This window comes from Pseudomonas viridiflava, from assembly GCF_001642795.1.
Taxonomy (GTDB): Bacteria; Pseudomonadota; Gammaproteobacteria; order Pseudomonadales; family Pseudomonadaceae; genus Aquipseudomonas; species Aquipseudomonas viridiflava.
This window is the reverse complement of record NZ_LKEH01000017.1, coordinates 441,067-465,912: the sequence shown is the minus strand read 5'-3', so window position 1 is coordinate 465,912 and position 24,846 is coordinate 441,067. Positions and strand designations below refer to the sequence as shown.

The following is a 24,846-nucleotide window of genomic DNA, read 5'->3' as shown; positions in this document are numbered from 1 at the left end:
GCAAATGGGCCATCCATGGCCCAGTGCAGCTCAATCGGCATCCATGCCGATTGCCCCCCGAATCAGCGCCACGACTCAGCCTTCACCCACGTCGCAATCGGCGGTGTCCGCACTATCGCGTAAAAAAAGCACGGCAGTGCCGCTGTCTCACTGGATAGCCAGATGACTTGTGTATAACGATGAGCGCAGAGCGTAGGAACGATCATCATCGTATTTCTTCATGAGGACGTACGTATAACGACAAAGGCCGCCGCGTGGTTGAATTCGTCTTGTAAAAGCGAAACGCCCGGACATCTCCGGGCGCTTCACACTGCGGGTTTCAGGCAGAAAGGTAATCGTCGACGGATTTGACCGTCGCATAGCCGAATTCGAACGCTGCCATCATCGCAGCATGCACCTGAGCCGCAGGTACATTCACGCCGTTGTAGCTCAGATCCAGCGTCGCGCAGGCGTCGTGGAGTACGGCCACGGGATAACCCATGTCTGCTGCAGCACGCACCACGGCGTCGATGCACATATGGCTCATCGCGCCGATCACCACGACTTGCTGAACACCGAACGCCTCCAGTTGATGCTTGAGATCGGTTTCCCGAAAAGCGTTGATGTGTTTCTTGACCGTCACCGTTTCTTCGCCTTGCGGCGCAACGGAGTGCTGAATTTCTGCACCGTTCGAGCCTTTGACGAAGATCCCGGCACCTTCACCCTCGGACTCATGGCGAATGTGAAACACCGGAACGCCGGCGCTTCTGGCATGCGCGATCACTCGTACGGCATTGGCAACCGCCGCTTCAATGCCGGTCAACGGCAGCTTGCCGGTGGGCAGGTACTCGTTCTGAAGATCTACAACAATAAGGCCTGGTTTCATGAGCGGACTCCAATCGGATGATGAACGTGATGAGTGTGCCGCCAAATCCGAACCTGCGTCCCACCGGCGACACGAGTTGAATCAGAACTCGAGTGATGCACCGTCTTGCGGTATGTCCACGCGGTTTTCGATACCGTGCTGCTTGACGTAGGAACGTAACGCCTCACGGGTCAGAGACATGTGATTGACGGCATCCATATGGACTGCGACGATTTTCGCGTTGCTGGCCACCTGAGAGGCACGCAGCACGTCTTCTTCGCCCATGATGATCGCGCCCTCATACCCGGTCATCTTTGCTTTGCCAGCATTGAGAACGATGACTTCCGGGTGGAACTTCTCGATTGCCTGATCGACCTCTTTACGCCAGATAGTGTCACCGGCGAGGTAAAGCGTCTTGTAGCCAGGCGCTTGAAAAACCACACCCATGGCTTCGCCCAGAGGCTTTGCAAGGGCTGGCACGGCATACATTTCATCCGTGCCGTGCTGACCACCGGTCTTGGTGATCTTCACGCCGCCGAACTCAGCCTCGTCGTTCAGTACGCGCACGTTTTTGAAGCCTTGACTACGAATCAATTTCGCATCGTCTTCGTGCTGGGCAAACAGCGGGATGTCCTTAGGCAGTGCCTTTTGCGCTGCGTCATCCCAGTGGTCCAGATGCGTATGGGTCACGATGACCGCATCGACGCCGGCCAAGACCTCATCAGTGGATTCGGGCAGTTCGACCAGAGGATTGCGAAGGTTGCTGCGGTAGGTATTTTCAAACCCTGGGTACGCTCCCTTTTCAGCCAGCATCGGATCGATCAGAAAGGTCGTGCCCGCGTAGGTGATTTTCACGGTTGCGTTACGGATCTGATGCATTTCGACTTTATGGGACGCCTTGGCAGCCGGGGCAGGGCTGGTATCAGCGAAAGCCGCCGTGGCGACTGCGCCGCCAGCGATGCAAAAGGCCATTGGTAGTGTTTTGACATTCATGAGTTGTAGCCTGTTGATGTGTTCAAGGGCTCCATTCTTGCCGAATGCCTGCGAGCTCAATAGTGGCCTGAATGACATAATGAGTTAGAATCGGGCCAACTCGAATTCAGCCAGAGATTGCTCCATGTCACCCATACGCGTTGCCGTTCTGGCTTTTGAAGGCGTAAGCCTGTTTCACCTGTCCGTGCCGGGGATCGTGCTGGGTGCTGTCGAAGCCGCCCCCGATGAGCCCCGGTATGAGATCAACTACTGTGCGCAGGTGCCGGGCATGGTCCGCAGTGACCAGGGCCTGGGCATCGCTGTCTGGCAAGGGCTTGAGTTGATGGACAGCTCCGATGTCATCATCATTCCGGCCTGGGGAGATGACCTCGGGCCTGCCTCTGAATCGCTCATCAAGGCGCTTCAGGATGCCAATGTACAGGGCAAGCTGATCGTGGGGTTGTGCCTGGGCTCGTTCGTGCTTGGCGACGCCGGCTTGCTCGACGGCAAGGAAGCGACAACACATTGGATCGCCCGCGACGTCTTTGCACAGCGTTTCCCCGCAGCGCGTTTTCGGCCCGATGTGCTGTACGTCAGTGCAGACAACATCATGACGTCCGCCGGAACCATGGCTGCCATCGACTGCTGCCTGCACCTGATACGTGAACGTCACGGTGCCGATGCGGCGAATCGCACCGCCAGGCTGCTGGTGACACCTCCACACAGGCAGGGCGGGCAGGCGCAGTACGTAGAAAACCCTGTCCCGCAACTGGCGTCCGAAACTCATCTGTCAGAAGTGCTCGCGTGGGCGCGGCTCAATCTGGGCAATGACCTGTCGCTGGACGTTCTGGCTGAAAAGGCGCGGATGAGCCGACGTACGTTCACACGCCGCTTCAAGGAGGCGACCGGAAGTACGGTCTCCCACTGGCTGAATGCAGAGCGCGTTTCCAGGGCACAGCAGTTATTGGAAACGACTGATCTGCCGATCGAATGCATCGCAGGTGAAGCCGGGTTCGGTACACCGCTGTCTTTGCGGCAACAGTTCAGCGCGCAGTTGGGCACGTCACCTTCGGATTATCGGCGGATGTTTTTTCGGGACAGGGGTGAGGGTGAAACGGGCAAAGAGAGTGAGCGTTCCAGCACAACGTCCCGCTGATTTACCCCGCGTGCACTAGCCGTTTTCGGCACAAATCACCCAGCCGCTACCGCACCGGAACAAAATTTGCCTCCTTTCAACCTAGTGACCTTGAAACGCATTAAGGGCAGGGCCGATGAATAACAATAATGTGGCGATACAGACCGCGCCTCACCTGCAGCATTTCCAGACCTGCGACATCGACGAGCACGGTCGCAACCTCGGTGGATGGCAGGTTCGTTACGATCAAGTGACGCCCGGTGGCTTTGAAGGCGAGCTGACGGAGTTTCGCTCGGACTGGCTGCAACTGGTCCGCGACCGCTCTAATCAGGCGCTGGCCAAGAGTGGCATGGCGTGGAAGGGCGCGATTGTTTTTGCATTGCCCTTGAGCGCCAACGGTCCGGCGTTTTGCGCCGGGCACACGCTTCAGGAGCCCAGTCTGATCGTCGCGCATGGCGAGAATCTTCCAGAGTTGAGCACGCCGCTGCAACTGGACGCACTGGGTGTGGCGATCGAAGAGGGCGCCTTGGCGCACGCGTTGGAGCGTCAGGGCAGTCGTTTTGAAATTACCGATCTTCCCAAGTGTTACCGCTTGACCGATCCAACGGTCCGGACAAGGTTCGCTGCGCTGTTCGATAACCTGTTGAACGGTGAGCAGGCGTGTCTGGAGAAGCTCGAGCACGATTCGATCCGTCGTGGCCTGAGGGATGCTGTCATGTTGCAGGTGCTGGAACTGGTGGCGCCGGATCAGGCGCCGCCTCTCAATACAACGGCGCGAAAGCGAATGGTCGACCGGGCGCGTGATCATGTTCTGGCGCATCTGGACGAGCCATTGTCGATTCTGGATGTGTGCAACCACATTGGCACCAGCCGCCGCAAACTTCAGTACTGCTTTCAGGAAACGCTGGGCATCAATCCTGTTGCCTATCTGCGCACGTTGCGTCTTAACGCAGTCAGGCGCGAGTTGCGCGAAAGCAGCCGGATCGAACGGGTACAGACCGTCGCAGCGCGCTGGGGATTCTGGCACCTGAGCCGTTTTTCCAGTGACTACCGGACGCTCTTTGGGGAAACACCGTCGCAGACATTACAGCGCACGCATCTTTGCTGAAAACGGATAACGGCAAGACGCCTCGCTGAATAGCATGGCTCCACCACCTTCGTGGTCAGGGGCATGCAATGACTCATAACAATAATTCCACGATCAGACGCTTCACCTTCCTGACACTCAGCCTGATGAGCCTGAGCGCCACAGTTCAGGCGACAGAAAATGGCGCTCCTACCACCTCCTTCGGCGTCTACGATTTTGGCGCGGGCATACTGCCTCCGGCGACGCCGGTGGGCACGCTGGGCATGCTGGGCATGCGTGTGGCGTTCTATTCGGCCAACGTACAGAAAGATCGCCACGGCCGTTCGCTGGATAACAACTTCTCCCTGGACGTTCTGTCCATCGGCGTTGCGTACTTTCGCATGACCGATTACCGAATGCTGGGTGCGCGCTTCGGCTATAGCGTGGCGGTGCCGTTCTTTCAGATGGATGCCTCGTTTCGCGTGCAGATGCCTGGCGGTCCACTTGATCTCAAGGCGGATCCGTTCCGAATGGCCGATATCTCAGTGTCGCCGCTCATTCTGCAGTGGGATCTATCCTCCAACCTGTTCGTGAACGCGCGCTTGCAGATTCAGGCACCGACCGGCGACTACGACAGAAATCGCCTTATCTCGCCGGGGTTGAACCACTGGACCTTTTCTCCCGCCGTCAACGCGACCTACATAACCGACGGCGGTTTCGAAGTGTCCAGCAGCTTTCAGACGGACTTCAACACCCGCAACCCTGCGACCGACTACAGGAGCGGTGTCGAATACCGCCATGAGTTTGCGGTGGGCCAGCATGCCGGTCCGTTCACACTCGGGCTGGGCGGGTTCTATTACCGCCAGTTCTCCGATGACGATGCGCCAGGGCTGGAAGCGGGCAATCGCTCACGCGTGATCGCAGCAGGCCCTGCAATCAGCTATTTCAAACCCGGCATGCCAGCGGCGTGGTTTCATCTCTACAAGGAATTCGGCGCGCGCAACCGCTCCGAGGGCTACACCGTGGCGTTACGGGTCGGCCACAGTTTTTAATGCGGTTGCGTCAGCGGCCACGTTCCATTTCAGCTCGATTTCAAACCATCAGGGGCTTCGCATGAAAGACATTCAGAGGTTGTTGAACGACGAGGACGGTACAGGGCTGGCCGAGTGGGTCAGGCGTGGCGAGGTCCAGCCAATTGATCTGCTGGAGGGCGTTATCCAGCGTATCGAGCAGGTCGAGCCGCAGCTCAATGCCGTCGCCGAGCGACTCTATGATTCAGCCCGCAATGCTGCGCTGGGCGCTGCAAAAGGCCAGGGCGTTTTTGCGGGCGTGCCGACGCTTATCAAGGATCTGTTTTCGCCCGTCAACGGCGCTGTCATGAGCAACGGTTCATTGTCCATGGGCGAGTTTCGCGCCACGTTTGACGCCGAAGGGGTCGATCGCCTCAGGCGTGCCGGGTGCGTGCTTGTCGGAACGACGACCGCACCGGAATTCGGAACGTCCTATTCCACAGAGTCCACACGCTTTGGCGCGACTCGCAATCCGTGGAGCCTTGAGCACAGTGCTGGCGGTTCGAGTGGCGGTGCAGCGGCACTCGTGGCGGCGCGGGTCGTGCCTTTTGCTCACGGCAATGACGGCGGTGGTTCATTAAGGGTGCCTGCATCGTGCTGCGGTGTGTTCGGCTTCAAGCCGAGTCGCGGGCTGATGCCGTCCGGTCCGATGGTGGGCGAAGGCTGGGCCGGTATGAGCACTGCACATGCGCTCACCTTGTCGGTGCGTGACAGTGCCGCCCTGCTGGACGCCACGGCTGGCATGGACCTTGGTGCGCCCTACGCGGCGCCTGTTCAGGCCACGTCTTATGTCAGCGCACTGCAGCGTGATCCCAAGCCCCTGCGTATTGCCTTGATCGAGGAGTCGGGCACCTGGCCCACCTCGGCCGAGAGCCTGGCTGCGGTGCGCGAAGCGGCGCAATTGTGCGAGTCCCTCGGACATCGAATCGAGCCGGTCAGCCTGCCCGTGGTGTTGCCGGAATTTCTGGATCACGTGTTTACCATCATCGGTGCCAACACCCGCAATCACGTCGACCTGCTGGGGCGCATGCGCGGTTTCGATGTGCAGGACGCCGAACTGGAAGCACGCACGCGCATCATTCTGCGCGACAAGGGCAATGTCAGCGGCGCTCGTTACGCTGCTGCTGTTGAGTGGGTTCATGCACTGGGTCGTCAACTGGCAACGTTCATGCAGGACTACGATGTGATTCTGTCGCCGGTCCTGACGCGTGAGCCGGCACGCATCGGTGAGCTGGTCGTCCCGGATCTCAGCCTGAGCCTGGACGACATGATCGAGCGCTCTCACCGCTACTCGCCCTTTGCCGCGCTGTTCAATGCCAGCGGTCAACCCGCGATGTCGGTGCCGCTGTTCTGGAGCGCTGCGGGCTTGCCCATGGGCGCACACTTTGCCGGACGGTTCGGCGAGGAAAGCACGCTGCTGGCACTCGCCGCGCAACTGGAACGCGCCCAGCCTTGGCGCGGTCGCGTACCGCTGGTCAATGCCTGTCGTTTCTGATGGGCGGTTTCACGCTTTATCAGACACCCGGCTGATGTGAGCCGGGTCGTATCGGTGCTTCAAGGTCGGCACCGCACTGGAATTCATCCGACGCGTTGCGTCGCCAGTTCACCGGATCGCGCAGGTAGTGGGACAGCATCCAGTGGATGGCCGCCGCCTGTTCGTCCTCGGATTTTTCCGGGATCTGATAACCCAGCAGCCTCAGGCCCTGCGCAATGGACATGCAGCTGAAGTTGGCTCTGCCGAGGATGTAACGAAGGTCGTCGTCGAGTGGCAAGGGTGTGGGGCTGATGATCAGTTCACGAAGTTCCTGCACGGCTGCCGACTGATCGGGGCAGGGCAGTCTGTCTATCTTCGCCAGTCTTTGCAGAAGGGTGGAGGGCACGATTTCACATCTTTCGTTCATGATAACTCCGGGTAGCACTGCTCGATCATCCTCCTTGATCTGCACCATTGTTTTTGTCTGCCAGCGGGCTTGGTCCTTGCTCATGGTTGCCGCATTGATGAATGTATTTCGGATCGATTCAGTTGGTCATGGGTGTGTCTAGTGGCCCTGTGATATTGCGGTCCACCTTTGTATAGGGCTGTCAAAAAAAGTACAAGTTCGTTTAATTGAAAGACGAAAGGTATGAGCGGCAATGGGATGGAATGCGCGCTTCTGACGAGCGTCATGGACTGTCGGCCGAGGGAGATTATCGGTGTATCCAGTGGTCGGTCTGATGCCATGAACGCACAACTTCCAGATCAGCGTTCGGTCATCCTGAAAGGGCCTGCTTCAAGGCTCGACCGTATGTCAGGCAGAGAGGAAATCAAGATGATCGACGAAGAAAAAGTCCGTCAGAAAGCCTATGAACTGTGGCAACAGGCGGGCAGTCCGGAGGGCGAACGTGAACGCCTCGAGTTCTGGGACAAGGCGCAAAAGACGCTGGAGGCCGACCAGCCGCCAGCGGACGCCGCACTGCTTGACTCATCCGAGCAGATCGAGTCCAGCGGTGAGCGGCCTGCAAACTAATGTTTGCCGGATTTCTTCAGCGCGGGTGACGGCTGTGCCCGCAAAGACAGGACAGGCGCAGGCTTTTTGAAAAGCGTGTCTGTGAGAATGGTCACGCTTTGTTTTACGCCATTCTGGACGTAATGGAATTCGAAACGGGCAGGGATGTTCATGAGGCTGTTTCTCTTGTTATGCCGATGAAGGGCAGTCACGGATTGCCCTTCACCGGTCATGTTCAGTCGACCTGTGCCAGCAGGTTTTCTTTCAGGACCGTGCGGATGGCACTCAGGTGCTCTTCTTCCTCACGCAATGCCTGTTCGAAGTCGCCGGCAATCATCGGATGCCCGGCCTTGCGAGTGAGTTCAATCAACATGGCCCAGGCGTCGTTGTCTTCCAGTTCCAGGGTCAGGATTGCGCTCAGGCACTGCGAGGTCGTGGTGCGTGGGTCGGTCAGCACTTGCATCACGCCTTGCGACTTGACGGCGGCCACGTCTGCGCAGGGCGTCATGGCAGTAGGGTCGCCACCCAGGGTTTCGATGGCCTTGCGCAGCACCGCCATATGCTGATGCTCTTCGCGCTGGATCTGTCGCAAGGTATCGACCAGCACGCTGTCCGCACCCTTTGCCGACAAGGCCTTGGCAATCATGGCTTCGTACATGCGAACCCCGGTGCGCTCGAACGCCAGCCGCTCGCCCAGTTTATCGATGAGCACTTCCGGGTTCTTGCCGCGCAATTTATCCAGGGCGCTTTTGACCATACCCTTCAGCGAGCCTGGAATCGGGACGGACCCGACTGTGTCCGCGTTGAGAATGGCTTGCTGGCGCTCTTCGGTCAGTTGTTCGATGCTGCCGGGCACATCGGCCGGGAAGCGTTGTGTGGCTTCGATCTGTCGCTGGGTATCATCGGGAGACAGCTGGACAGGCGTGCGGTTGAGGCCAAGTTTCAATTCAGGACTCGTCATGACGGGTTCCCCTGCGTGCTTATAGTGAGTGGTTCAGTTCGGTGCCGGGCTGCCAGTTGTAGCCGGCGGACGCCACACTCGCCGGAACACCTTGTGCGTTCAGGCGGGCGCGGTAATCCAGCGATGCCTGATTTTCATCTTGCTTGTTGACGTAACGGACCCCATGCGCCCGCAGGTCGACTTCTGCGGCGAGTGTGGTGCGCACGAAATCCCGCTGACTTTTGAACGCAATCATCTCGGGTAGCTGTCCGCCGAGGATTTCGGCCGGATCGCGGCGCTCAAGGTTCTTGAACAGCTCGCAGGCCAGATTCAGATGCCCCAGTTCGTAGTCGACGAAGCGTTCCCACATCGCCTTGATGCGCGGATTGTCTTCCTGTTCGGCACAACTGGCGTAGGCGTAGACTTCCATCGCTTCATGGATCAGCCATTTCTCGATGAAGGTTTCGTCCGGGTCCTGAAGCGAGCCGTACTGGGTGACATGCTGTTCTTCCACCGAGGCGATTTCAGCGTACAACGCACGTGCCACCGGGTCGGCAAAGGTCGGGCCGATGTTCATGTAATAGTCATGGGTCTGGTATTCGGCTGCAGTGATCAGCGCGGCGTGGATCTTGGTAATGAGCTTGGCCTGACCCTTATGGTAGTTCTCACGCAGGTCATCCTGCGGCGCACGATGATGCTCGCTGGTCGGACGCCCTGGCACGAGGTCGGTGTAGCCCTGAAGAATGTTGTTCGCATCCTTGCCTTCAAGGCGATCAAGCATTGCCGAGTAACGGTACAGGTGATCGAAATCCTCGAGCAGTCCGAAGCGGTAGGTCTGCGCCTGATAAGGGTCCGGCTCGGTCTGCGCCACGGCGGCGGTGATTTCGATGGCCGTCTGCTCGTAGGCCACCGTGGTTTCCAGTGGCGAGTGGTCCGCCGACAGCAGCCAGTTGACCATGGTCATCTGGTGCTGCTCTGCGCGGCGTACCTGTGCGAGAGGATCGCGCAACGCCTTGTTAAAACGGGAGCCGAAATGCTTGAGACGCAGGGCGTCTGACTCCACGCCGTTCATGAGGATCACCCGTACCCGGGTGAAGGCATCGTCATCCAGTTTGGAGATGGGCTTGCCTGCCATTTCCTTCCAGGTGAAGTGCTGTTTATCGAGCGGTGTACCCTTGTTGTCGAGCAGGTTGGAAAGTGTTGTCATGCGCTTTCTCCGGTCGTCAGGTCTGGAATAAACCTGTGCATTCCTTTGAGTGACCGGCCATGGCTCACCAGGATTTCCAGCGTCTGACCAGTGGCCGTCGAACAAACGGTGTGGCTGACGAATGGAGAAAACGGGTCTTCGAATGACCAGCGCACGGCACTAGGCGAGGTCGGTTCTGGAGTCCTCGTTCTTGCTCAGAATGCTTTTTACGCTGTCGGAAAATTCGATCAGGCTGAAAGGTTTGAACAGCATTTTCCCCAGCGACTGTCCTTCGGTGATGCCTTCTGCCTTGGTGTAGCCGGTGATGAACAGCACCTTGAGGGCAGGACGCGACGCCGTCAGTTCCTGCGCCAGCATGATGCCGTTCATGGGGCCTGGCAGGCCGATGTCGGTGATCAGCAGGTCCAGCCTGTCGAGCGTCCTGGCCTGTTCGAGAGCCGATATGCAGTCGGCTGCCTCGAACACGTCGTAACCCTGGTCGGACAGCAGGTCGGCGGCGATTTCACGAACACCGGTTTCATCGTCCACAATCAGAATCACTTCGCCGTTTCCGTTTTTTTCCGGCATGGCGGCATACGTGGTGTCGGCCGTCTGTTCGACGGTTCTCTGATCGACGGGGAAGTACATGGTCACGGTTGTGCCGACTCCCGATTCGCTCTGGATACGTACCTGTCCACCGGACTGGCGGGTGAATCCGTAGATCATCGATAACCCGAGACCGGTGCCCTGACCCAGTTTTTTTGTCGTGAAGAAAGGGTCGAACGCCCGTCGCAAGACTTCTTCGTCCATCCCGCAGCCGTCATCAATGACCGAGATTAATACGTAAGGCAGTGGCTGCAGATCCTCTGCCACAGCCATCGCCTCGTCGGGCTCCAGGCGCTGGGTGCAAAGGGTCAGCGTGCCGCCTTTGGGCATGGCGTCCCGCGCGTTGATCGACAGATTGAGCAGCGCGTTTTCCAGCTGATTGAGGTCGCAATTGATATTGCCCACGCTGCTCAACTGGCATGTCACCTGAATCGTCGGACCCATGGTGCGACGGATCATGTCCTCCATGCTGGCAACCACGGCACTGGGGTCAAGCACTTGCGGCTCCAGCGGTTGCAGGCGTGAGAACGCCAGCAGTCGCGCGGTCAGGGCCGCCGCTCGTTTCACCGCCGTCATCGCCAGCGCCTGATACTTGTCTACTTCGGAATAACGTTGGCTGTCCAGGCGCAGTCGCATCAGTTCCAGGCTGGCGGAGATGCTGCCCAGCAGATTGTTGAAGTCATGGGCAATGCCCCCGGTCAACTGGCCCACGGCTTCCATCTTCTGACTTTGCCGCAGCTTGGCTTCGGCGGCTTCGCGCTCACGCTGTTCCTCCTGCAACTGTCGGGTTCGTTCGGCAATGCGCTCTTCAAGGTGATCATTCCACTGGCGCAGCACAGACTCCAGTTGAACGCGCTCGTTGATGTCTTCGACGGTGCCGTACCACTGCCTGCATAAGCCTTCGTCATCCAGATCGGGAAAGGCCCGGACGCGGTACCAGTGATACTCACCCATCGCCTTTCGCAGACGCACCTGAATATCGAACGGTTGTAACGTCGCGACCGATTGGCGCCACTGCTGGATGATCATGGACATGTCATCCGGGTGCGTGGATTGTCTCCAGCCCTGGCCCAGCGTCTTCTCGCGCAGCACACCGGAGAAATCCGACCAGCGATGATCCAGAGAGGTGATGGTGCCTTGAGCGTCTGCCGTCCAGGGAATCTGCGGATTCAGTTGCACGGCAATACGGTATTGCCGTTCGCTTTCACGCAGCCGCGCCTCGGTTGCCTTGAGCGCGTCGGTAATCCGGAAACGTTCGAAACAGCCTGCGATCAGGTTGGCGTAACTGCGCAGGAAATCCACGTCGCGGTCGCTGAAGGCACGCGAGACACGGCTGTCGACCTGAAAGATACCGATGGGTGACTGGTCATGAGGTGCGTAAACGATGACGTTCACGAAGGCCTTTACCTGATGATCGGTTTGAAAAGGATGCAGCTTGAAGCGGGTGTCCTGGACCGCGTCGGTCGAGATGACGGGCTGGTTGATGTGCAGCGAGTGCCACTCAGGACTGCCCTTTTTCAAAGGCAGTCTGAGCTGACCAACGATCCCCGGTGTCCAGCCGACGCCATTGCGGACCCACATCTGTCGTCTGTCCTGCGTGATCTGTACGAACTTTGCCAGATGGGTTCCCAGTGCTTCGCCAGCCCTGGCACAGGCCGAGTTGATCACGATATCCAGATCCGGGCTGATCAGCGCCAGTTCTCCAAACTCTGCCAGCACCTTGCGTTGGCGCAGCAGTGCCTGCTCCCGTTCAAACCTGTTCATGTAATTCATCCCGCAGGCGCATGGCTCTTTTGCTCCTGATGCTGGCATATCCATATTCCGTAAAAGTCTTGAAACTACAAGGTCGAACAGTGGGACGTGTTTGCGCTATGGCAGTAAAACATCTGTTTCAGTCTGGAGTGGAATAGCGAAAAACAGCCACTCGATAAAAAAGTGTCTGTTTTTTTTAAGCATTTTTGGCACCTGTAAAGGATATTTTCAGAGAGGAATAAAGTGCATTGATTCAGCAATAAAGTCGATATCTTATTGAGTGGGTAATATATTCAAATGAGTGTTTTTGTAAATTATTACAAGAAGAAAATATCGTTATTTGGAGGCGAAATCAGGCAGTAGCTGCCGCATCAGAAACGGCAGCTGCGAGGGACTGATTAAAGTCAGGCGGTGCTTGATGATGTACCGGATTTCGTCTTTCCAACCTTCCTTTTCACCGGGTTTACCTTGTTTTTCGGGGCGGGAGGCGCAACGCTGCTGGTGATGGAGCCTGTCAGGCCGTCGCTGTTCTGGCCATCCAGTTCCCGTCTGGCCTCCAGCCAGTGTTCAAAATCCATGCCTTCGGGCTTTCCCTGTTCTTCCCACAGACGGTAAGCGATCTGTTTGAGGGTTTCTTCGTTCATTACGTTCTCCTTCTCTATAAAAACAAGGGGTGCATAACGCCCTGAGATAAAGATTAGTTGATCTAGATCGTCGGGGGGTGTTTCAGGAATAAAACAGATGAGCGGAGCTGCGAAAATATTCTCGCTGGGGTGCAGGTATGAGCTTGCTTGATCCATGAAGTGTCATGGATCAAGCAGTAACACGTTCTTCTCAAGCAAGTTCCGAACAGTGGCAAAGTCAGTGTGCAAGCATGTTGTGATGAATACTGAACATGATCCACAACGTCAGCCCCACCAGCAGGACAATGATCACAAGGGAAAATATCAGCGCGCGCATGTTCCAGCGTTGCTCGGCTGCGGTATCGAGGTGCAGAAAGAATTTCAGGTGCACGACGATCTGAATCAGCCCGGTCAACACCACCAGCCACAACGTCGTCATTCGCGGCAGTGCGGGGTACATGGCCAGAAGAAAGGGAATCAGGGTCAGGACAACCGACAGGATAAAACCGACCATGTAAGAACGGCTGCTGCCGTGGCTGGTTCCGGCGCTGCTGCGCACAGGGCTTTGAGTGTACATATCAGAGAACCCCCAGAATGTAGACGACAGTGAACACGCAGATCCAGACCACATCGAGAAAGTGCCAGAACAGGCTCAGGCAACTGAGCCGGGTTGCGTGCACGGTCGTCAGTCCACGGCTGTGCACCTGCCACATCAGTACCGCCATCCACACCAGCCCCGTCAATACGTGAGCGCCATGCGTGCCGACCAGCGTGAAGAATGCAGTGAGAAATCCGCTGCGATCCGGGCCGTAGCCCTGCTCGATCAGGTGATGGAATTCATTGATCTCCATGGCAATGAAGGCGGCGCCCAGCAGGAACGTCACCCCCAGCCAGCGCAGCACGCCGGTACGGTCATCGCGGTTCATGGCCAGCATGGCGTAGCCGTAAGTAATACTGCTGAACAGCAGCAGCATGGTTTCGGTGAGCACGTAGGGCAGTTCGAAAATGTCCACCGTGGACGGCCCGCCTGCAACGCTGTCGCGCAGTACCGCATAGCCTGCGAACAGCGTCGCGAACAGGATGCAGTCGGTCATCAGGTAAATCCAGAACCCGAAGACCGACATCGAGCCCGAGTCTTCGTGACCTTGCTCATGGTTATGGGCAATGTCCTTGTCGATCACAATGTTAGACATGCTCATGCCTCCGCCAATTCTTTGAGTCGCGCCTGTTCGATTTCAGCCACTTCCTGCGCCGGTATGAAGTAGTCGATGTTGTCGTCGTTACTGCGAATGACCATCGTCACCACAGACGCAACCAAACCGAAGGCAGCCAGCCACCAGATGTGCCAGACCAGCGCGAAGCTTGCGATCAGTGCAAACAGACTGATGATCAGACCGGCAGCCGTATTGCGAGGCATATGGATGGCGCGGTAGTCGGTATGACTGAGGGTGCTGACACCACGTTCTTTCATGCCCCAGTAGGCATCCAGATCATCCACTTTTGGCTGCTCGGCAAAGTTGTAGACGGGAGGCGGGGAGGCGGTCGCCCACTCCAGTGTCCGGGCATCCCAGGGATCGCCTGTGGTGTCGCGGGTCTTGTGGCGATTGCGGATGCTGACGAACAGTTGCAGGGCCTGTCCGGCCACGCCCACCAGAATGATCGCCACGCCGATCAGCTCCAGCATCAGCCACGGACGCCATTCGGGGTTGTCGAAGTGATTGAGACGTCGCGTCATGCCCATGAAACCCAGCACGTAGGAGGGCATGAACGCGAAGTAGAAACCGACAATCCAGCACCAGAACGAGAGTCTTCCCAGCCGGTCGTTGAGCCTGAACCCGAACGCCTTGGGGAACCAGTACGTGAGCCCGGCCATATAGCCAAATACCGCGCCGCCGATGATCACGTTATGGAAGTGGGCGACCAAAAACAGGCTGTTGTGCAGCAGGAAGTCGGCACCGGGCACGGCCAGTAATACGCCGGTCATGCCGCCGATGCTGAAGGTCACGATGAAGCCGATGGTCCACAGCATCGGCGTCTCGAAACGCACCCGGCCGTGGTACATGGTGAACAGCCAGGTAAAGATCTTCACGCCCGTCGGTACGGCAATGATCATGGTCATGATGCCGAAGAACGCGTTGACGTTGGCACCGGCGCCCATGGTGAAAAAGTGGTGCAGCCAGACGATGAACGACAGCACGGTGATCACGATGGTGGCCCACACCAGCGACTTGTAGCCGAACAGGCGTTTGCTGCTGAAGGTTGCCGCGATCTCCGAGAAGATGCCGAACGCGGGCAGGATCAGGATGTACACCTCCGGATGCCCCCACGCCCAGATCAGGTTCACGTACATCATCGGGTTGCCACCGGCTTCGCTGGTGAAGAAGTGCATGCCCAGGTAGCGGTCCAGGGTGAGCATGAACAGCGTGGCGGTCAGGATCGGGAACGCCGCGAGGATCAGTACCGAGGTGCACAGCGCCGTCCAGGTGAACACCGGCATCTTGAACAGCGTCATGCCGGTGGTGCGCATCTTCAGGATGGTCACGAAGAAATTGAGCCCCGTCAGCAACGTGCCTATCCCTGATATCTGTAACGACCAGATGTAGTAGTCCACGCCGACGCCCGGGCTGTATCCCAGTTCAGAGAGCGGGGGATAGGCCACCCATCCGGTCCTCGCGAATTCGCCGACGCCCAGCGAAATATTCACCAGCGCGGCACCGACCACGAACAGCCAGAAACTCAGCGCGTTGAGGAACGGGTAAGCCACGTCGCGGGCGCCGATCTGCAGCGGCACCACGATATTCAGCAGGCCAACCATGAACGGCATCGCCATGAAGAAAATCATGATCACGCCGTGTGCGGTAAAAATCTGGTCGTAATGCTCGGGCGGCAGATACCCCGGACCTCCCTCAGCGGCCATCGCCTGTTGCGTGCGCATCATGATGGCGTCTGAAAACCCGCGCAGCAGCATGACCAGCGCAACGATGATGTACATGCAGCCGATCTTCTTGTGGTCCACCGAAGTGAACCACTCGCGCCACAGGTAACCCCAGGCCCCTTTCCAGGTAATCGAACCGACCATCCCCACTGCGATGAGACCCACTATCGCAAGGGTATACATGATGATGGGTTCATGAAGCGGGATGGCGTCCCAAGACAGTTTTCCGAACATGTCAGCGCTCCTTCTGCGTCGAATTACGGTCATCGGCATCTTCGGAGGCCACTGGCTCCGGTATCGTCCTTCTTGATTTGTTCATCCCTTCGTACTTGTCGACGATGGTCTTGAAGAGCTGCTGATCGACAGCTGAGTAGTAGGTGATGTCATAGCCGTGAGTCGGCGTCGCCAGCGTCTTGTAAGTTGCTGGATCGAGTGTTCGGGAGGTGTTCCTGACCTTTGTGACCCAGGCCTCGAAGTCGGCGGGCGTCGTGGCCAGAGTGCTGAAATGCATGTCGGAGAAACCGGGACCGCTGTAGTTGGCGGAGATGCCCCGGTACTGGCCGACCTCGTTGGCAATCAGGTGCAAGCGGGTCTGCATGCCGGCCATGGCATAGATCTGGCCGCCCAGGGCCGGGATGAAAAACGAATTCATGGCAGCGTCAGAGGTGACCGTGAAACTGACTGGCGTGTGCACCGGCATGGCCAGCTCGTTGACCGTGGCGATGCCCAGATCCGGGTAGATGAATAGCCACTTCCAATCCATGGCGACCACTTGGACGTTGATCGGCGGGTTGTCGGATTCGATCGGGCGGTAAGGGTCGAGCTCGTGCGTCGTGACCCAGGTCACCCAGCCCAGAATGATAATGATGACCAGGGGAACGCCCCACACCACGGCTTCGATCTTGTGGGAGCTTGCCCAGCGCGGGGAGTACCTGGCTTTCTTGTTGGTCGACCGGTACTGCCAGGCGAACAGAAACGTCATCACGATGACCGGAATTACGACGATCAGCATCAGGGCGGTGGCGAGGATGATCAGGTTGCGCTGCTCGAGTGCGATCTGACCCTTGGGATTGAAAATCACCCAGTTGCACCCTGACATCAGAGCGAAACAGAGCGCCACCAGACAGGATTTGACCGTTCGCATTGACCTTCTACCTCGCGTTTCAGATAAACCAAAGTGCAACTAAGTTGCCATCACTCTAAGTACCGACTGGCTATAAAACCAATACGGGCTCGAACGAAAACGTTATTGAACCTGCCGACAGTCAATAAAGGTTGCGCCGTTCAAGATGCTCATAAGTGTTATCCGGTTGAATGTCACGCTGCGGTGAATGCTGGCCTTTTGATTGCCTGTTCTTGGTTGTCAGATTAGCGACGTTTTCCATGCGACGTTCATAAACGGCATGACTGGGAGGGGTGTTTGCGTATTCGGAACAATTGTTCTGGTCTCTATCCGATATAGGCGACATTCGGCGACTCCTGGCCATATACATTAGCACTTGGCCTGTTGCGATAGTGTTTGCGCCGACTTCGTTCTGGCTACCAACCGGTTTGAATGCAGCAAGTGTGGCTTGGTTTTAAGAAAATGTTCAAGAGGCGACGAGCGGCGTAACTAACGAAGCGGCAGGATGCCTCTTGTCGGGTGCCATGGCAGTTGGCTGTAAGTTTTATATGCTGATCAGGTGTGTCCTGCATGTCATCGTGTTTTCGGAGGGCAGTATGTTCAACAAGTCATCCACTTCATCTGCGCAGCCTGTTAATCCGGTTATTGAAAAAAGTTATGAACGTGACCTTGAGAATGGTTGCAAGGCTAATGTGTGTGCCCATGAATTGCCGGACGGCGATATCGAATTGGTCGTCAGCGTTTGTGATAAGGAGGGACGCTCCGTGGCGAAGCGAACCACCAGATTGCCGGGCGCCGAGTGGACGGTTCCGGATGCCATGAAACGGGGTCGGGATCAGGCCGAGCGGATTGCCGGAGGGGAGTCGGGCCGACTGCCCTGTGCCGATCGCGCTGATCGTGAAGAAGACGATGACGACGATTGATCGGCAGGACGGCGGCTCATGAATGGACGGTGTGAATGACGAATTCGCCTTCCAGGGATGGAGTCGTCACCGCGTGAATCATCCCGGCCGTCAGCGCTTGCGCGGGATCCAGAATGCGCGGTGCGGCGGTCAGGTACTTTTCGATCTCCAGCTTCTCTTCAGCATTTTTGGTGCGCTCACCCACAATGCGGGCATAGAGCTGCAGGTCGTAATCCAGGCTCATGGCGTATTCAGACATGCGTGAGTGGTCGACAGAACCATTCAGGTACCAGTGAAACGGGTGAAACAGGAACTTGCTGTGTCGGCACGCCGTTCTGCGCTCGCCCGCCAGAAAGACGATGTTGCCCATGGATTCCACGGTGCCGAGATTGTGCGTGTGCACCGGAATCGGAAGCGCCATCAGAAAGTTGTAGAGAGTGAATCCGTAACTGCACTCGCCGCCCAGCGTCGCAATGTTGATCGTAAGGCCCGTGGCTTTGCTCTGAACCGCCAGTGCCGCCTTCTCAATGGTCTGGCCGCAGGTAGACGCATTGATGGGGCCGGTGAAGTTGATGATATGCAAGGTCATGACGCACCTTCGTGGTAAATAACGGACAGTCGAACACCCGGCCGGTCGTGGTGTCCGAAGACGCCGTAACCGGTCGGGTGATCGTTGTGAGCAGAGACGAATACCTTCGTCACGTCAACGCCTGTGGACTAGCTGTTGCGTCCGCCCCCATGGCTGTTTTGTCCACCTTTGCGTCCGGCCTCAGATGCCTTTTCGCGATCATTGGCAAAGTTGCCGCCGCTGTTCTGGCCTCCCTTGCTGCCGGCTTCCGCGGCGCGCTCAGGGTCGTTCTTGAAATTGCCGCCGCTGTTCTGGCCGCCTTTGCTGCCGGCTTCCGCAGCGCGCTCGGGGTCATTCTTGAAGTTGCCTGGGCTGTTCTGACCGCCCTTGCTGCCAATGTCCTGATAGAACTCTTTGTCGTGGCTGGCTGAGGTTGCTTCGCCGCCTTTCTTGCCCGCTTCGTTTACACTCATGCCGCCTTGTTTATCTTGTGCCATTTTCTGATACCTCATTGAAGTTGCAGTACTGTACAAGTCAACAATCGGGGTCGATTGTATGAATCTTCGCTGCAGGCATTATAAATACCTGCCAGAAAGTGTCGGGTTCCGGGCTCGTCTACGCGTTATGCAGTGTTGATCAGACGCTGCAGGGCCTGTTCGGAATAGCCCCTTTTGACGTAAACAAGCCGGAACATGGTTGACACGGATCAATCAGGATTTGCGGCCGCCACCATGGCTGTTTTGTCCGCCTTTTTTACCTGCCTCAGAGGCTTTTTCCCGGTCGTTGGCAAAGTTGCCGCCCGAGGCTTGTCCTCCTTTCTTACCGGCTTCCGATGCTTTCTCGCGATCATTGGCGAAGTTTCCCGGGTTTTTATTGCCTGTAGTCATGATGGCTCTCCAGTATCATTTACGATTCTCGAAGTTGGCGTCCAGTTTCCAGAACGGACACTTACTCCGATAAGCGTCAGGCGCAGAATGCTTTTACTATTTGTTTTCCGGCCGATAAGTGGCAGCAGTTGTAAAGGCTTTGTACAGGTAACGAATTAAGCGGGCGAGTTTGTACAGTTTCGATATCGGTCTGACAGCCGTTACGCTTTTTTTGTGATCTATCGTTTTCTCGATCACTCACGTCAGCGTGCGTTGTTTCGAGCGTACGTGGAGCAGCGCCGTCTCAGGTCGCCAGACCGGCAAAAAAATAATGATCGAAGCGGTGATCCACCGGACCTCGCCACCCGTATGCAGAGGCTGATTTTTTTCAGGCACTTTTCCTGTCACATCCGGGAGGCACATGGATCCGCGTCTGGCAGGGCTTTCGTTCCTGCTCACCCTTACATGGACCGGGGCAGTCGTCCTGGTGATCTGGTTTTTTTCCTGATGGCGTGACACTCCGAAACATCGGATTACCGGTAGTGGCGAACTAATGGCTCATGGCGCAATCTGTTGTAGCTGTCAGGTCTTCATGAGCCTAGAGCTCGACGCCAACCGTTAGTCCGTATGGGCTGCAGCGCTATCGGGGTCATCGAGAAATACGATTACCTGTTTTGCCCGGCAGGCAGCAACGTGGCATGCGCTGTGAAGCGTTTGCCTCGCCCGCGAACACTGATGTGCATCACCTTTTTTCCTAATTGCTTTAATTCTCAGAGCACTGTTCATGTCGACAACAACTGTAAGTACCCCTAAGGACATAACCGGGGTGCAGTTGGACCTCCACTCGCTCATGACGGCCATTGATCGGTCGCAAGCGATGATTGAATTCGATCTTGAAGGCAACATCCTGCGGGCCAACACCAATTTTCTGGACTGCGTTGGCTATCGCCTCGACGAAATTCAGGGCCGTCATCACCGCATTTTCTGCACCCCCGACCACGCTTCCAGCCTGGAATATGCAACGTTCTGGAAGAAGCTGAGCGAGGGCGCATTCGATGAAGGTCAATACAAACGGCTGGGCAAGGGCGGCAAGGAAATCTGGCTGCAGGCGACCTACAACCCGGTGCTCGACGAGCACGGCAATCCGTTCAAGGTCGTGAAGTTCGCAACCGACGTGACCCATCAACGCAAGACCAATGCCGAATACGAAGGCAAGGTGTCTGCCATCGAGCGTTCGCAGGCGGTGATCGAGTTTGACCTGAACGGTCGTGTGCTCAGCGCCAACGAAAATTTTCTGTCGATTCTGGGCTACCGTCTGGACGAGGTTCAGGGTCAGCACCACCGCATGTTTTGCGATGACGAATACCTCAACAGCCCGGCCTACCGTGCCTTCTGGGCGAAGCTTGAGCGTGGCGAGTATGACTCGGGCGAATACAAACGCGTCGGCAAGAACGGTCGCGAGCTGTGGATCAGCGCCACTTACAACCCTATCCTCGATCCGGACGGTCGTCCGTACAAGGTCGTCAAGTTCGCCAACGACGTGACGGAAAGCCGCGCCCGCCAGGCCGAGCAGGCCGGCAAGGTGACCGCCATCGAGCGTTCCCAAGCCGTGATCGAGTTCGATCTGACCGGCAAGGTGCTGACCGCCAACCGCAACTTCCTCAACGTATTCGGTTATGACCTGAACGAGATTGTCGGTGAGCATCACCGCATGTTCTGTTCCGAGGAGTTCATTAGCAGCCTTGCCTATCGCGAACTGTGGGACAAGCTGGGCCGTGGCGAATACGACGCCAACGAATACAAGCGCAAGCGCAAGGACGGCAGGGAGATCTGGATTCAGGCCACCTACAACCCGATCTTCGATGCTCAGGGCAAGGCCTACAAGATCGTCAAGTTCGCGCTGGACGTGACCGACGCCAAGGAAAGCAGTGTCGAGGACAAGGGTAAGGTCACGGCAATCGACCGTGCCCAGGCAGTCATTGAATTCGACATGGCCGGCAACATCCTCACGGCCAACCCCAACTTCCTCAAAGCAATGGGTTACGGGATGCAGGAGCTCATGGGCCAGCATCATCGGATCTTCTGCGAAGAGGAATACGTGCGCAGCACGCCTTATCGCGAGTTCTGGCACAGCCTGGGGCAGGGCGAATTCTTCTCGGGTCGCTTCATGCGCCTGAGCAAATACGGCCAGCACATCTGGATTCAGGCAACTTACAACCCGATCTTCGACCACGAAGGCAAGCCGTTCAAAGTCGTCAAGTTCGCCACCGACATCACCCGTCAGGTCGAGATCGAACAGGCCATCGAGGCCAAGACTCTGGCCATGGACAATTCGGTCAAGGCGCTGATGAGCGCGATTGCCTACGTCGCGCAAAGCACTGACACCGCCACCGAACTGGCCAGGCAGACGCGTGATCAGGCCAGCCGTGGTTCTCAGACGCTTAACAAGGCGTCCGAAGCGATGGGCATGATCGCCAAATCGGCTGAAGGCATTCAGGATATCGTTCAGGTCATCAGCGAAATTGCCAGCCAGACCAACATGCTGGCGTTCAACGCAGCCATCGAAGCGGCGCGCGCCGGTGAGCATGGCCTTGGTTTCTCGGTCGTGGCGGACGAGGTGCGCAAGCTGGCCGAGAAGTCTTCGCGGGCGACCAAGGAGATCAACAAGCTGATTCTCGAAACGGTCGGCCGGATCGAGTCGGGCAACGAGATTTCCCTCAGCGCGGGCGAAGCCTTCGAGCACATTGTCGAAGGTGTGATGCAGACCACTCAGGCCATTGACGGGATCAATGCGGCCACCGAGAAACAGCGTGTTTCTGCGCAGGAAGTCGAGTCGTTGATCGTCGAGCTGCACAAGGCCAATGCCAATGGCAGCAGCACTGAGGCGCTGGACAGGGTATCCCTCGGGCAACCGGCATGAATGACATGCATGCCTATGGCGTGGTGCAGATAAATGGCACCTACCTGGCGGTCATCGCCGATGCGTTGATGGAGGCGGTGCACTGGCCGGCCGATCTGCAGTCGCACCCGCTGACACGCGGTGCGCTGCTCGGCGTGTTCACACTGCGTGGCAAACCGGTGCCACTGGTGGATCTGCGTGGTCAGCTTGCCGAAGGTGCCGACAATTCGGCACCTACGCCGCTCGTTGCCATCCTGAAGTTCGGCGGCGGCTACCTGGGGCTGGCGATCGACACGGTGTGCGACATTCTCAAGGCGCGTGACGCGCAGTTCTGTTCGATAGGACCTGGCGGCAACAGCACCGGATTGCTGCCGGAGCTGCTGTTGGGCAGCGAAGAGTCGCGCATGATCTACAAGCTGGATCTGCAGGTACTGGCCAGTCTGCCGGGCGTCATGTTTGCGGCCGATCAGCACGCACAGTTGCTCAAGGAGGAAGCACAGGCGGCCAAGCGTCGCTTGTTGCACTATCTGGTCTTCGAGTGCGACGGTCGGCACTTCTGCATCGATGCCAGCGTGGTTACCGAACTGGTGGACGGACCTGAAATCAGCGCATCGGATTTCGGCAGCGATTGCTGCTTTGGCGTTACCTCGGTGCGCGGCACAAAGGTGCCGGCGCTCAATCTTTCCGAGGTCCTGGGGCTGGATCACACGCGGCAGGTTTCCAAGCCTCAACTCCTGCTGCTGACCGCGCCGGACGGGCGTGTATGCGGGTTTGGTTACGACCGTATGGTCGCGATTCATCGGCAGGACCCGGACAGCCTCCTGGCGGCGCCCGCGTATGGTTTACCTCATCCCGAGCTGTTCGCCGGTGTGATGAATCTGAAGGAAGGTGAGCAAGCCTTGTTGCTCGATCATCCGGCGCTGCTGCAACGGCCTGAGGTCACCAGCTACACCAAGGTCTATCAGAACGACGTACAGCCTGCGCAAGCCTCCCATGACGTCACCAAGGCGATGCTGCGGCATGCCTGTCTGTTGTTCGACGCGCCGACCCGCTTCGTGGCCCCGTTGAGCCAGATCGTCGAAATTCTTGCCGTGCCCCGGCAACTGATCGGCCTGGCCCAACCCTCTACGCATCTGCTGGGGCAGTTCAATCTGCGCGGTGAGCAGGTGCCGTTGATCTGCCTGAGCAGCCTGCTTGGCGAGACAGCGCCAGCACAGACCGAAGCGTCCCGCGTGCTGATTGTGCGGGGTGAACGTCTCTGTTTCGGATTTACAGTGAGTCGGGTCGACTCGATCGATGCGTTCAATCAGTTTGATCCGGCAATGCTGGAGCAGGGTTGGCAGACCAATCTGGGCAAGGATATTTCGGTCAACGACCGGGCGCGCTCACTGGTCAGTGTCGGCAGTCCTGAACGCAGTTCCCGTTTGACGCTGCTGGACTTGCAAGGCGTGGCCAGACAACTGGAGCAGAGCGTGCAGCAACGCGCGGTCGCGTGATGTGAGGGTGAATCAATCTGAACCGAACGCTGCGCATGTGGCCTTACGTTGACAGCCACGAGTGGAGCATCTGACGATGACTGACAAGAAAGATGAAAAGAAACCGGAACCTCGCGACGACGTGCCTGCGCACTCGACGCCCGAGGAAAAGGAACGCCTCAAGGACTTCAATAAGGATGGCATTCCGCCTGGTGTTTGTTGACACCTGTCTTTATAAAAACGCCCGGCCTTCACAGACCGGGCGTTTTCGTTTACTGGCGTCTAACGATCATTCGCCTGCTGCGAAATCGTGTAAAACACTGCCTTCCATCCGATAGCGCACCCACTCATCCTGCGGCGCTGCGCCGATGGCTTCGTAGAATTTGATGGCGGGTTCGTTCCAGTCCAGCACACTCCATTCCAGACGGCCACAGTCGTTGGCTACCGCTTCGCGAGCGATGTGTCGCAACAATTTGCGTCCAGCACCGACGCTGCGTTGTTCTGGCGTGATGTACAGGTCTTCCAGGTACACGCCGTTGCGACCCAGCCAGGTGGAGTAGCTGTAAAAATACACGGCGTACCCGATGGGCTTGTCGTCGTACAGGCACATCAACGCCTTGGCGGGTGCATTGTCTGCGAACAGGGAGCGCTGAATGTCCTCTTCGCTGGCCTTGACCTCATGCCCGGCACGTTCGTAGATCGCAAGTTCGGTGATGAACGCCAGAATCTGGCTGGCGTCGGCGGCAGTGGCGGGGCGGATGGTGAGGGACACAAAGACTCCTTGGCAGGCTGCAGGATGATGGCGCGGCATGATAGCCGCATCGTCCGACAGTCCGGTAGTCAGGCGTCGCGCAGCAGGTCGTTGGCGTTGAGCAATTGCCAGGCGATGTGCGGGTTGGCTTCCAGCGCCCGTCTGATGGCGGCGGGGATGGATTGGCGAGTCTTGCGGCAGACACCGATTTTCTGCTCTACGACTATATTGATGCCGCGCATCGTGCGCACCTCGTTGAAGCCCGGCATGACCTCTACACGGACGCCCAGTTGTGCTTCGATCTTGCGCAGCACGTGTTCCAGATCGTCCAGGCTGGTGATGGCCTCGAGACGCTCAAGCAGGCGCTTCTCCTGATCGCGGGTAAGCAGCAGAATCCGCCGGTCGGCGTCAGGCGCATCGAGCCGATCCCGTTCGCAATCGCAGACGCCGGGTGGGCAAGGGTTTCGGGTAGGAAGCGATGCATTCATGGGGCGCAGCATAGCCATTGTGCGAGGCGTCTGACCATAGGTGCATCAGGCCTTTTATCGTGGCGCGGGCTCCTGAAACAGTTAAGTGAACCGACCCGATGGGACGCAGAGCATCGTTATACACAAGTCTGCCTCAACACTGATCGTGCACATCGCTCC

The 24,846-nt window shown here is 57.7% G+C and carries 25 protein-coding genes and 1 pseudogene; 10 read left to right on the top strand and 16 right to left on the bottom strand.

All coding sequences use genetic code 11. The features are described 5' to 3' along the window. Positions 1 to 319: 319 nt before the first annotated feature. Both AO065_RS03195 and AO065_RS03190 read right to left on the bottom strand, forming a co-directional pair. Positions 320 to 865, bottom strand: a complete 546-nt coding sequence (locus tag AO065_RS03195) for a cysteine hydrolase family protein (RefSeq protein WP_004887967.1) — start codon at positions 863 to 865, stop codon at positions 320 to 322. Between the two features lie 81 nt (positions 866 to 946). Then, entirely contained in the window at positions 947 to 1,837 is an 891-nt protein-coding gene (locus tag AO065_RS03190; protein ID WP_032652481.1) for an MBL fold metallo-hydrolase, read from the bottom strand. A gap of 124 nt (positions 1,838 to 1,961) precedes the next feature. Here AO065_RS03190 and AO065_RS03185 point away from each other — a divergent pair, with 124 nt between their 5' ends. The 4 genes from AO065_RS03185 to AO065_RS03170 all read left to right on the top strand — a co-directional run bounded on the left by AO065_RS03185 (position 1,962) and on the right by AO065_RS03170 (position 6,582). Next, positions 1,962 to 2,972, top strand: coding sequence for a GlxA family transcriptional regulator (locus AO065_RS03185; protein WP_004887964.1), 1,011 nt, complete (start codon positions 1,962 to 1,964; stop codon positions 2,970 to 2,972). Positions 2,973 to 3,087: 115 nt separating this feature from the next. Then, complete coding sequence (locus AO065_RS03180; RefSeq protein WP_004887962.1) at positions 3,088 to 4,059, top strand: helix-turn-helix domain-containing protein; 972 nt, start codon at positions 3,088 to 3,090, stop codon at positions 4,057 to 4,059. Positions 4,060 to 4,127: 68 nt separating this feature from the next. Then, positions 4,128 to 5,069, top strand: coding sequence for a SphA family protein (locus AO065_RS03175; protein WP_004887961.1), 942 nt, complete (start codon positions 4,128 to 4,130; stop codon positions 5,067 to 5,069). 61 nt (positions 5,070 to 5,130) lie between these two features. Beyond that, positions 5,131 to 6,582 carry an amidase gene (locus tag AO065_RS03170; RefSeq protein WP_004887959.1) on the top strand — a complete coding sequence of 484 codons (1,452 nt, stop codon included), beginning with the start codon at positions 5,131 to 5,133 and terminating at the stop codon, positions 6,580 to 6,582. A 19-nt stretch (positions 6,583 to 6,601) separates the two neighbouring features. Here AO065_RS03170 and AO065_RS03165 read toward each other — a convergent pair whose 3' ends face one another. After that, positions 6,602 to 6,988 (bottom strand): hypothetical protein, encoded by a 387-nt coding sequence (locus AO065_RS03165; protein ID WP_004887957.1) that lies wholly within the window; start codon positions 6,986 to 6,988, stop codon positions 6,602 to 6,604. A 408-nt stretch (positions 6,989 to 7,396) separates the two neighbouring features. On the opposite strand from AO065_RS03165, the gene AO065_RS26975 reads away from it, so the two are divergent. Then, entirely contained in the window at positions 7,397 to 7,594 is a 198-nt protein-coding gene (locus tag AO065_RS26975) for a DUF2934 domain-containing protein (RefSeq protein WP_004887955.1), read from the top strand. Between the two features lie 214 nt (positions 7,595 to 7,808). On the opposite strand, the gene AO065_RS03155 is transcribed toward AO065_RS26975, so the two are convergent. From AO065_RS03155 to cyoA, 8 genes are all read right to left on the bottom strand, one after another. Further along, positions 7,809 to 8,534 carry a DUF892 family protein gene (locus tag AO065_RS03155; protein ID WP_004887953.1) on the bottom strand — a complete coding sequence of 242 codons (726 nt, stop codon included), beginning with the start codon at positions 8,532 to 8,534 and terminating at the stop codon, positions 7,809 to 7,811. Positions 8,535 to 8,553: 19 nt separating this feature from the next. After that, positions 8,554 to 9,720 carry a hypothetical protein gene (locus tag AO065_RS03150; protein ID WP_004887949.1) on the bottom strand — a complete coding sequence of 389 codons (1,167 nt, stop codon included), beginning with the start codon at positions 9,718 to 9,720 and terminating at the stop codon, positions 8,554 to 8,556. Positions 9,721 to 9,879: 159 nt separating this feature from the next. Beyond that, positions 9,880 to 12,069: an ATP-binding protein gene (locus AO065_RS03145; protein WP_032652488.1), complete on the bottom strand. Its 2,190-nt coding sequence runs from the start codon at positions 12,067 to 12,069 to the stop codon at positions 9,880 to 9,882. Between the two features lie 392 nt (positions 12,070 to 12,461). After that, the gene (locus tag AO065_RS27385) at positions 12,462 to 12,857 is read right to left on the bottom strand and encodes a DUF2934 domain-containing protein (RefSeq protein ID WP_235811624.1); all 396 of its coding nucleotides are present in this window, start codon (positions 12,855 to 12,857) and stop codon (positions 12,462 to 12,464) included. A 61-nt stretch (positions 12,858 to 12,918) separates the two neighbouring features. Further along, positions 12,919 to 13,257, bottom strand: a complete 339-nt coding sequence (gene cyoD / locus AO065_RS03135) for a cytochrome o ubiquinol oxidase subunit IV (protein ID WP_004887942.1) — start codon at positions 13,255 to 13,257, stop codon at positions 12,919 to 12,921. Between the two features lies 1 nt (position 13,258). Beyond that, on the bottom strand, positions 13,259 to 13,873 hold the full coding sequence (cyoC, locus tag AO065_RS03130; protein ID WP_004887940.1) for a cytochrome o ubiquinol oxidase subunit III: 615 nt from the start codon (positions 13,871 to 13,873) through the stop codon (positions 13,259 to 13,261). A gap of 2 nt (positions 13,874 to 13,875) precedes the next feature. Then, positions 13,876 to 15,849 carry a cytochrome o ubiquinol oxidase subunit I gene (cyoB, locus tag AO065_RS03125; RefSeq protein ID WP_004887939.1) on the bottom strand — a complete coding sequence of 658 codons (1,974 nt, stop codon included), beginning with the start codon at positions 15,847 to 15,849 and terminating at the stop codon, positions 13,876 to 13,878. Between the two features lies 1 nt (position 15,850). After that, a complete protein-coding gene (gene cyoA / locus AO065_RS03120; protein ID WP_004887937.1) occupies positions 15,851 to 16,759 on the bottom strand; it encodes a ubiquinol oxidase subunit II in 909 nt (302 codons plus the stop codon). A gap of 575 nt (positions 16,760 to 17,334) precedes the next feature. Here cyoA and AO065_RS03115 point away from each other — a divergent pair. Further along, the gene (locus AO065_RS03115; RefSeq protein WP_032652485.1) at positions 17,335 to 17,661 is read left to right on the top strand and encodes a hypothetical protein; all 327 of its coding nucleotides are present in this window, start codon (positions 17,335 to 17,337) and stop codon (positions 17,659 to 17,661) included. A gap of 16 nt (positions 17,662 to 17,677) precedes the next feature. On the opposite strand, the gene AO065_RS03110 is transcribed toward AO065_RS03115, so the two are convergent. The 3 genes from AO065_RS03110 to AO065_RS03100 all read right to left on the bottom strand — a co-directional run bounded on the left by AO065_RS03110 (position 17,678) and on the right by AO065_RS03100 (position 19,095). Beyond that, the gene (locus AO065_RS03110) at positions 17,678 to 18,229 is read right to left on the bottom strand and encodes an ATP-dependent Clp protease proteolytic subunit (RefSeq protein WP_004887931.1); all 552 of its coding nucleotides are present in this window, start codon (positions 18,227 to 18,229) and stop codon (positions 17,678 to 17,680) included. A 128-nt stretch (positions 18,230 to 18,357) separates the two neighbouring features. After that, the gene (locus AO065_RS03105; RefSeq protein WP_004887929.1) at positions 18,358 to 18,705 is read right to left on the bottom strand and encodes a con-10 family general stress protein; all 348 of its coding nucleotides are present in this window, start codon (positions 18,703 to 18,705) and stop codon (positions 18,358 to 18,360) included. Positions 18,706 to 18,918: 213 nt separating this feature from the next. Beyond that, positions 18,919 to 19,095, bottom strand: coding sequence for a con-10 family general stress protein (locus AO065_RS03100; RefSeq protein WP_004887928.1), 177 nt, complete (start codon positions 19,093 to 19,095; stop codon positions 18,919 to 18,921). Positions 19,096 to 19,858: 763 nt separating this feature from the next. On the opposite strand from AO065_RS03100, the pseudogene AO065_RS03095 reads away from it, so the two are divergent. From AO065_RS03095 to AO065_RS27575, 4 genes and pseudogenes are all read left to right on the top strand, one after another. Further along, positions 19,859 to 21,364 (top strand): annotated as a pseudogene (locus tag AO065_RS03095) (PAS domain-containing protein); the annotation flags it as partial. 33 nt (positions 21,365 to 21,397) lie between these two features. After that, on the top strand, positions 21,398 to 21,994 hold the full coding sequence (locus AO065_RS27735) for a methyl-accepting chemotaxis protein (RefSeq protein WP_407072036.1): 597 nt from the start codon (positions 21,398 to 21,400) through the stop codon (positions 21,992 to 21,994). Next, positions 21,991 to 23,469 (top strand): chemotaxis protein CheW, encoded by a 1,479-nt coding sequence (locus tag AO065_RS03090; protein WP_004887925.1) that lies wholly within the window; start codon positions 21,991 to 21,993, stop codon positions 23,467 to 23,469. The genes AO065_RS27735 and AO065_RS03090 overlap by 4 nt, the downstream gene beginning before the upstream one ends. 76 nt (positions 23,470 to 23,545) lie before the next feature. Further along, a complete protein-coding gene (locus tag AO065_RS27575) occupies positions 23,546 to 23,671 on the top strand; it encodes a hypothetical protein (RefSeq protein ID WP_004887921.1) in 126 nt (41 codons plus the stop codon). A 66-nt stretch (positions 23,672 to 23,737) separates the two neighbouring features. Here AO065_RS27575 and AO065_RS03085 read toward each other — a convergent pair whose 3' ends face one another. Together AO065_RS03085 and AO065_RS03080 are read right to left on the bottom strand one after the other, a co-directional pair. Further along, positions 23,738 to 24,220: a GNAT family N-acetyltransferase gene (locus AO065_RS03085; protein ID WP_004887917.1), complete on the bottom strand. Its 483-nt coding sequence runs from the start codon at positions 24,218 to 24,220 to the stop codon at positions 23,738 to 23,740. 68 nt (positions 24,221 to 24,288) lie between these two features. Beyond that, positions 24,289 to 24,687, bottom strand: coding sequence for a hypothetical protein (locus AO065_RS03080; RefSeq protein ID WP_004887915.1), 399 nt, complete (start codon positions 24,685 to 24,687; stop codon positions 24,289 to 24,291). Positions 24,688 to 24,846: the final 159 nt, after the last annotated feature.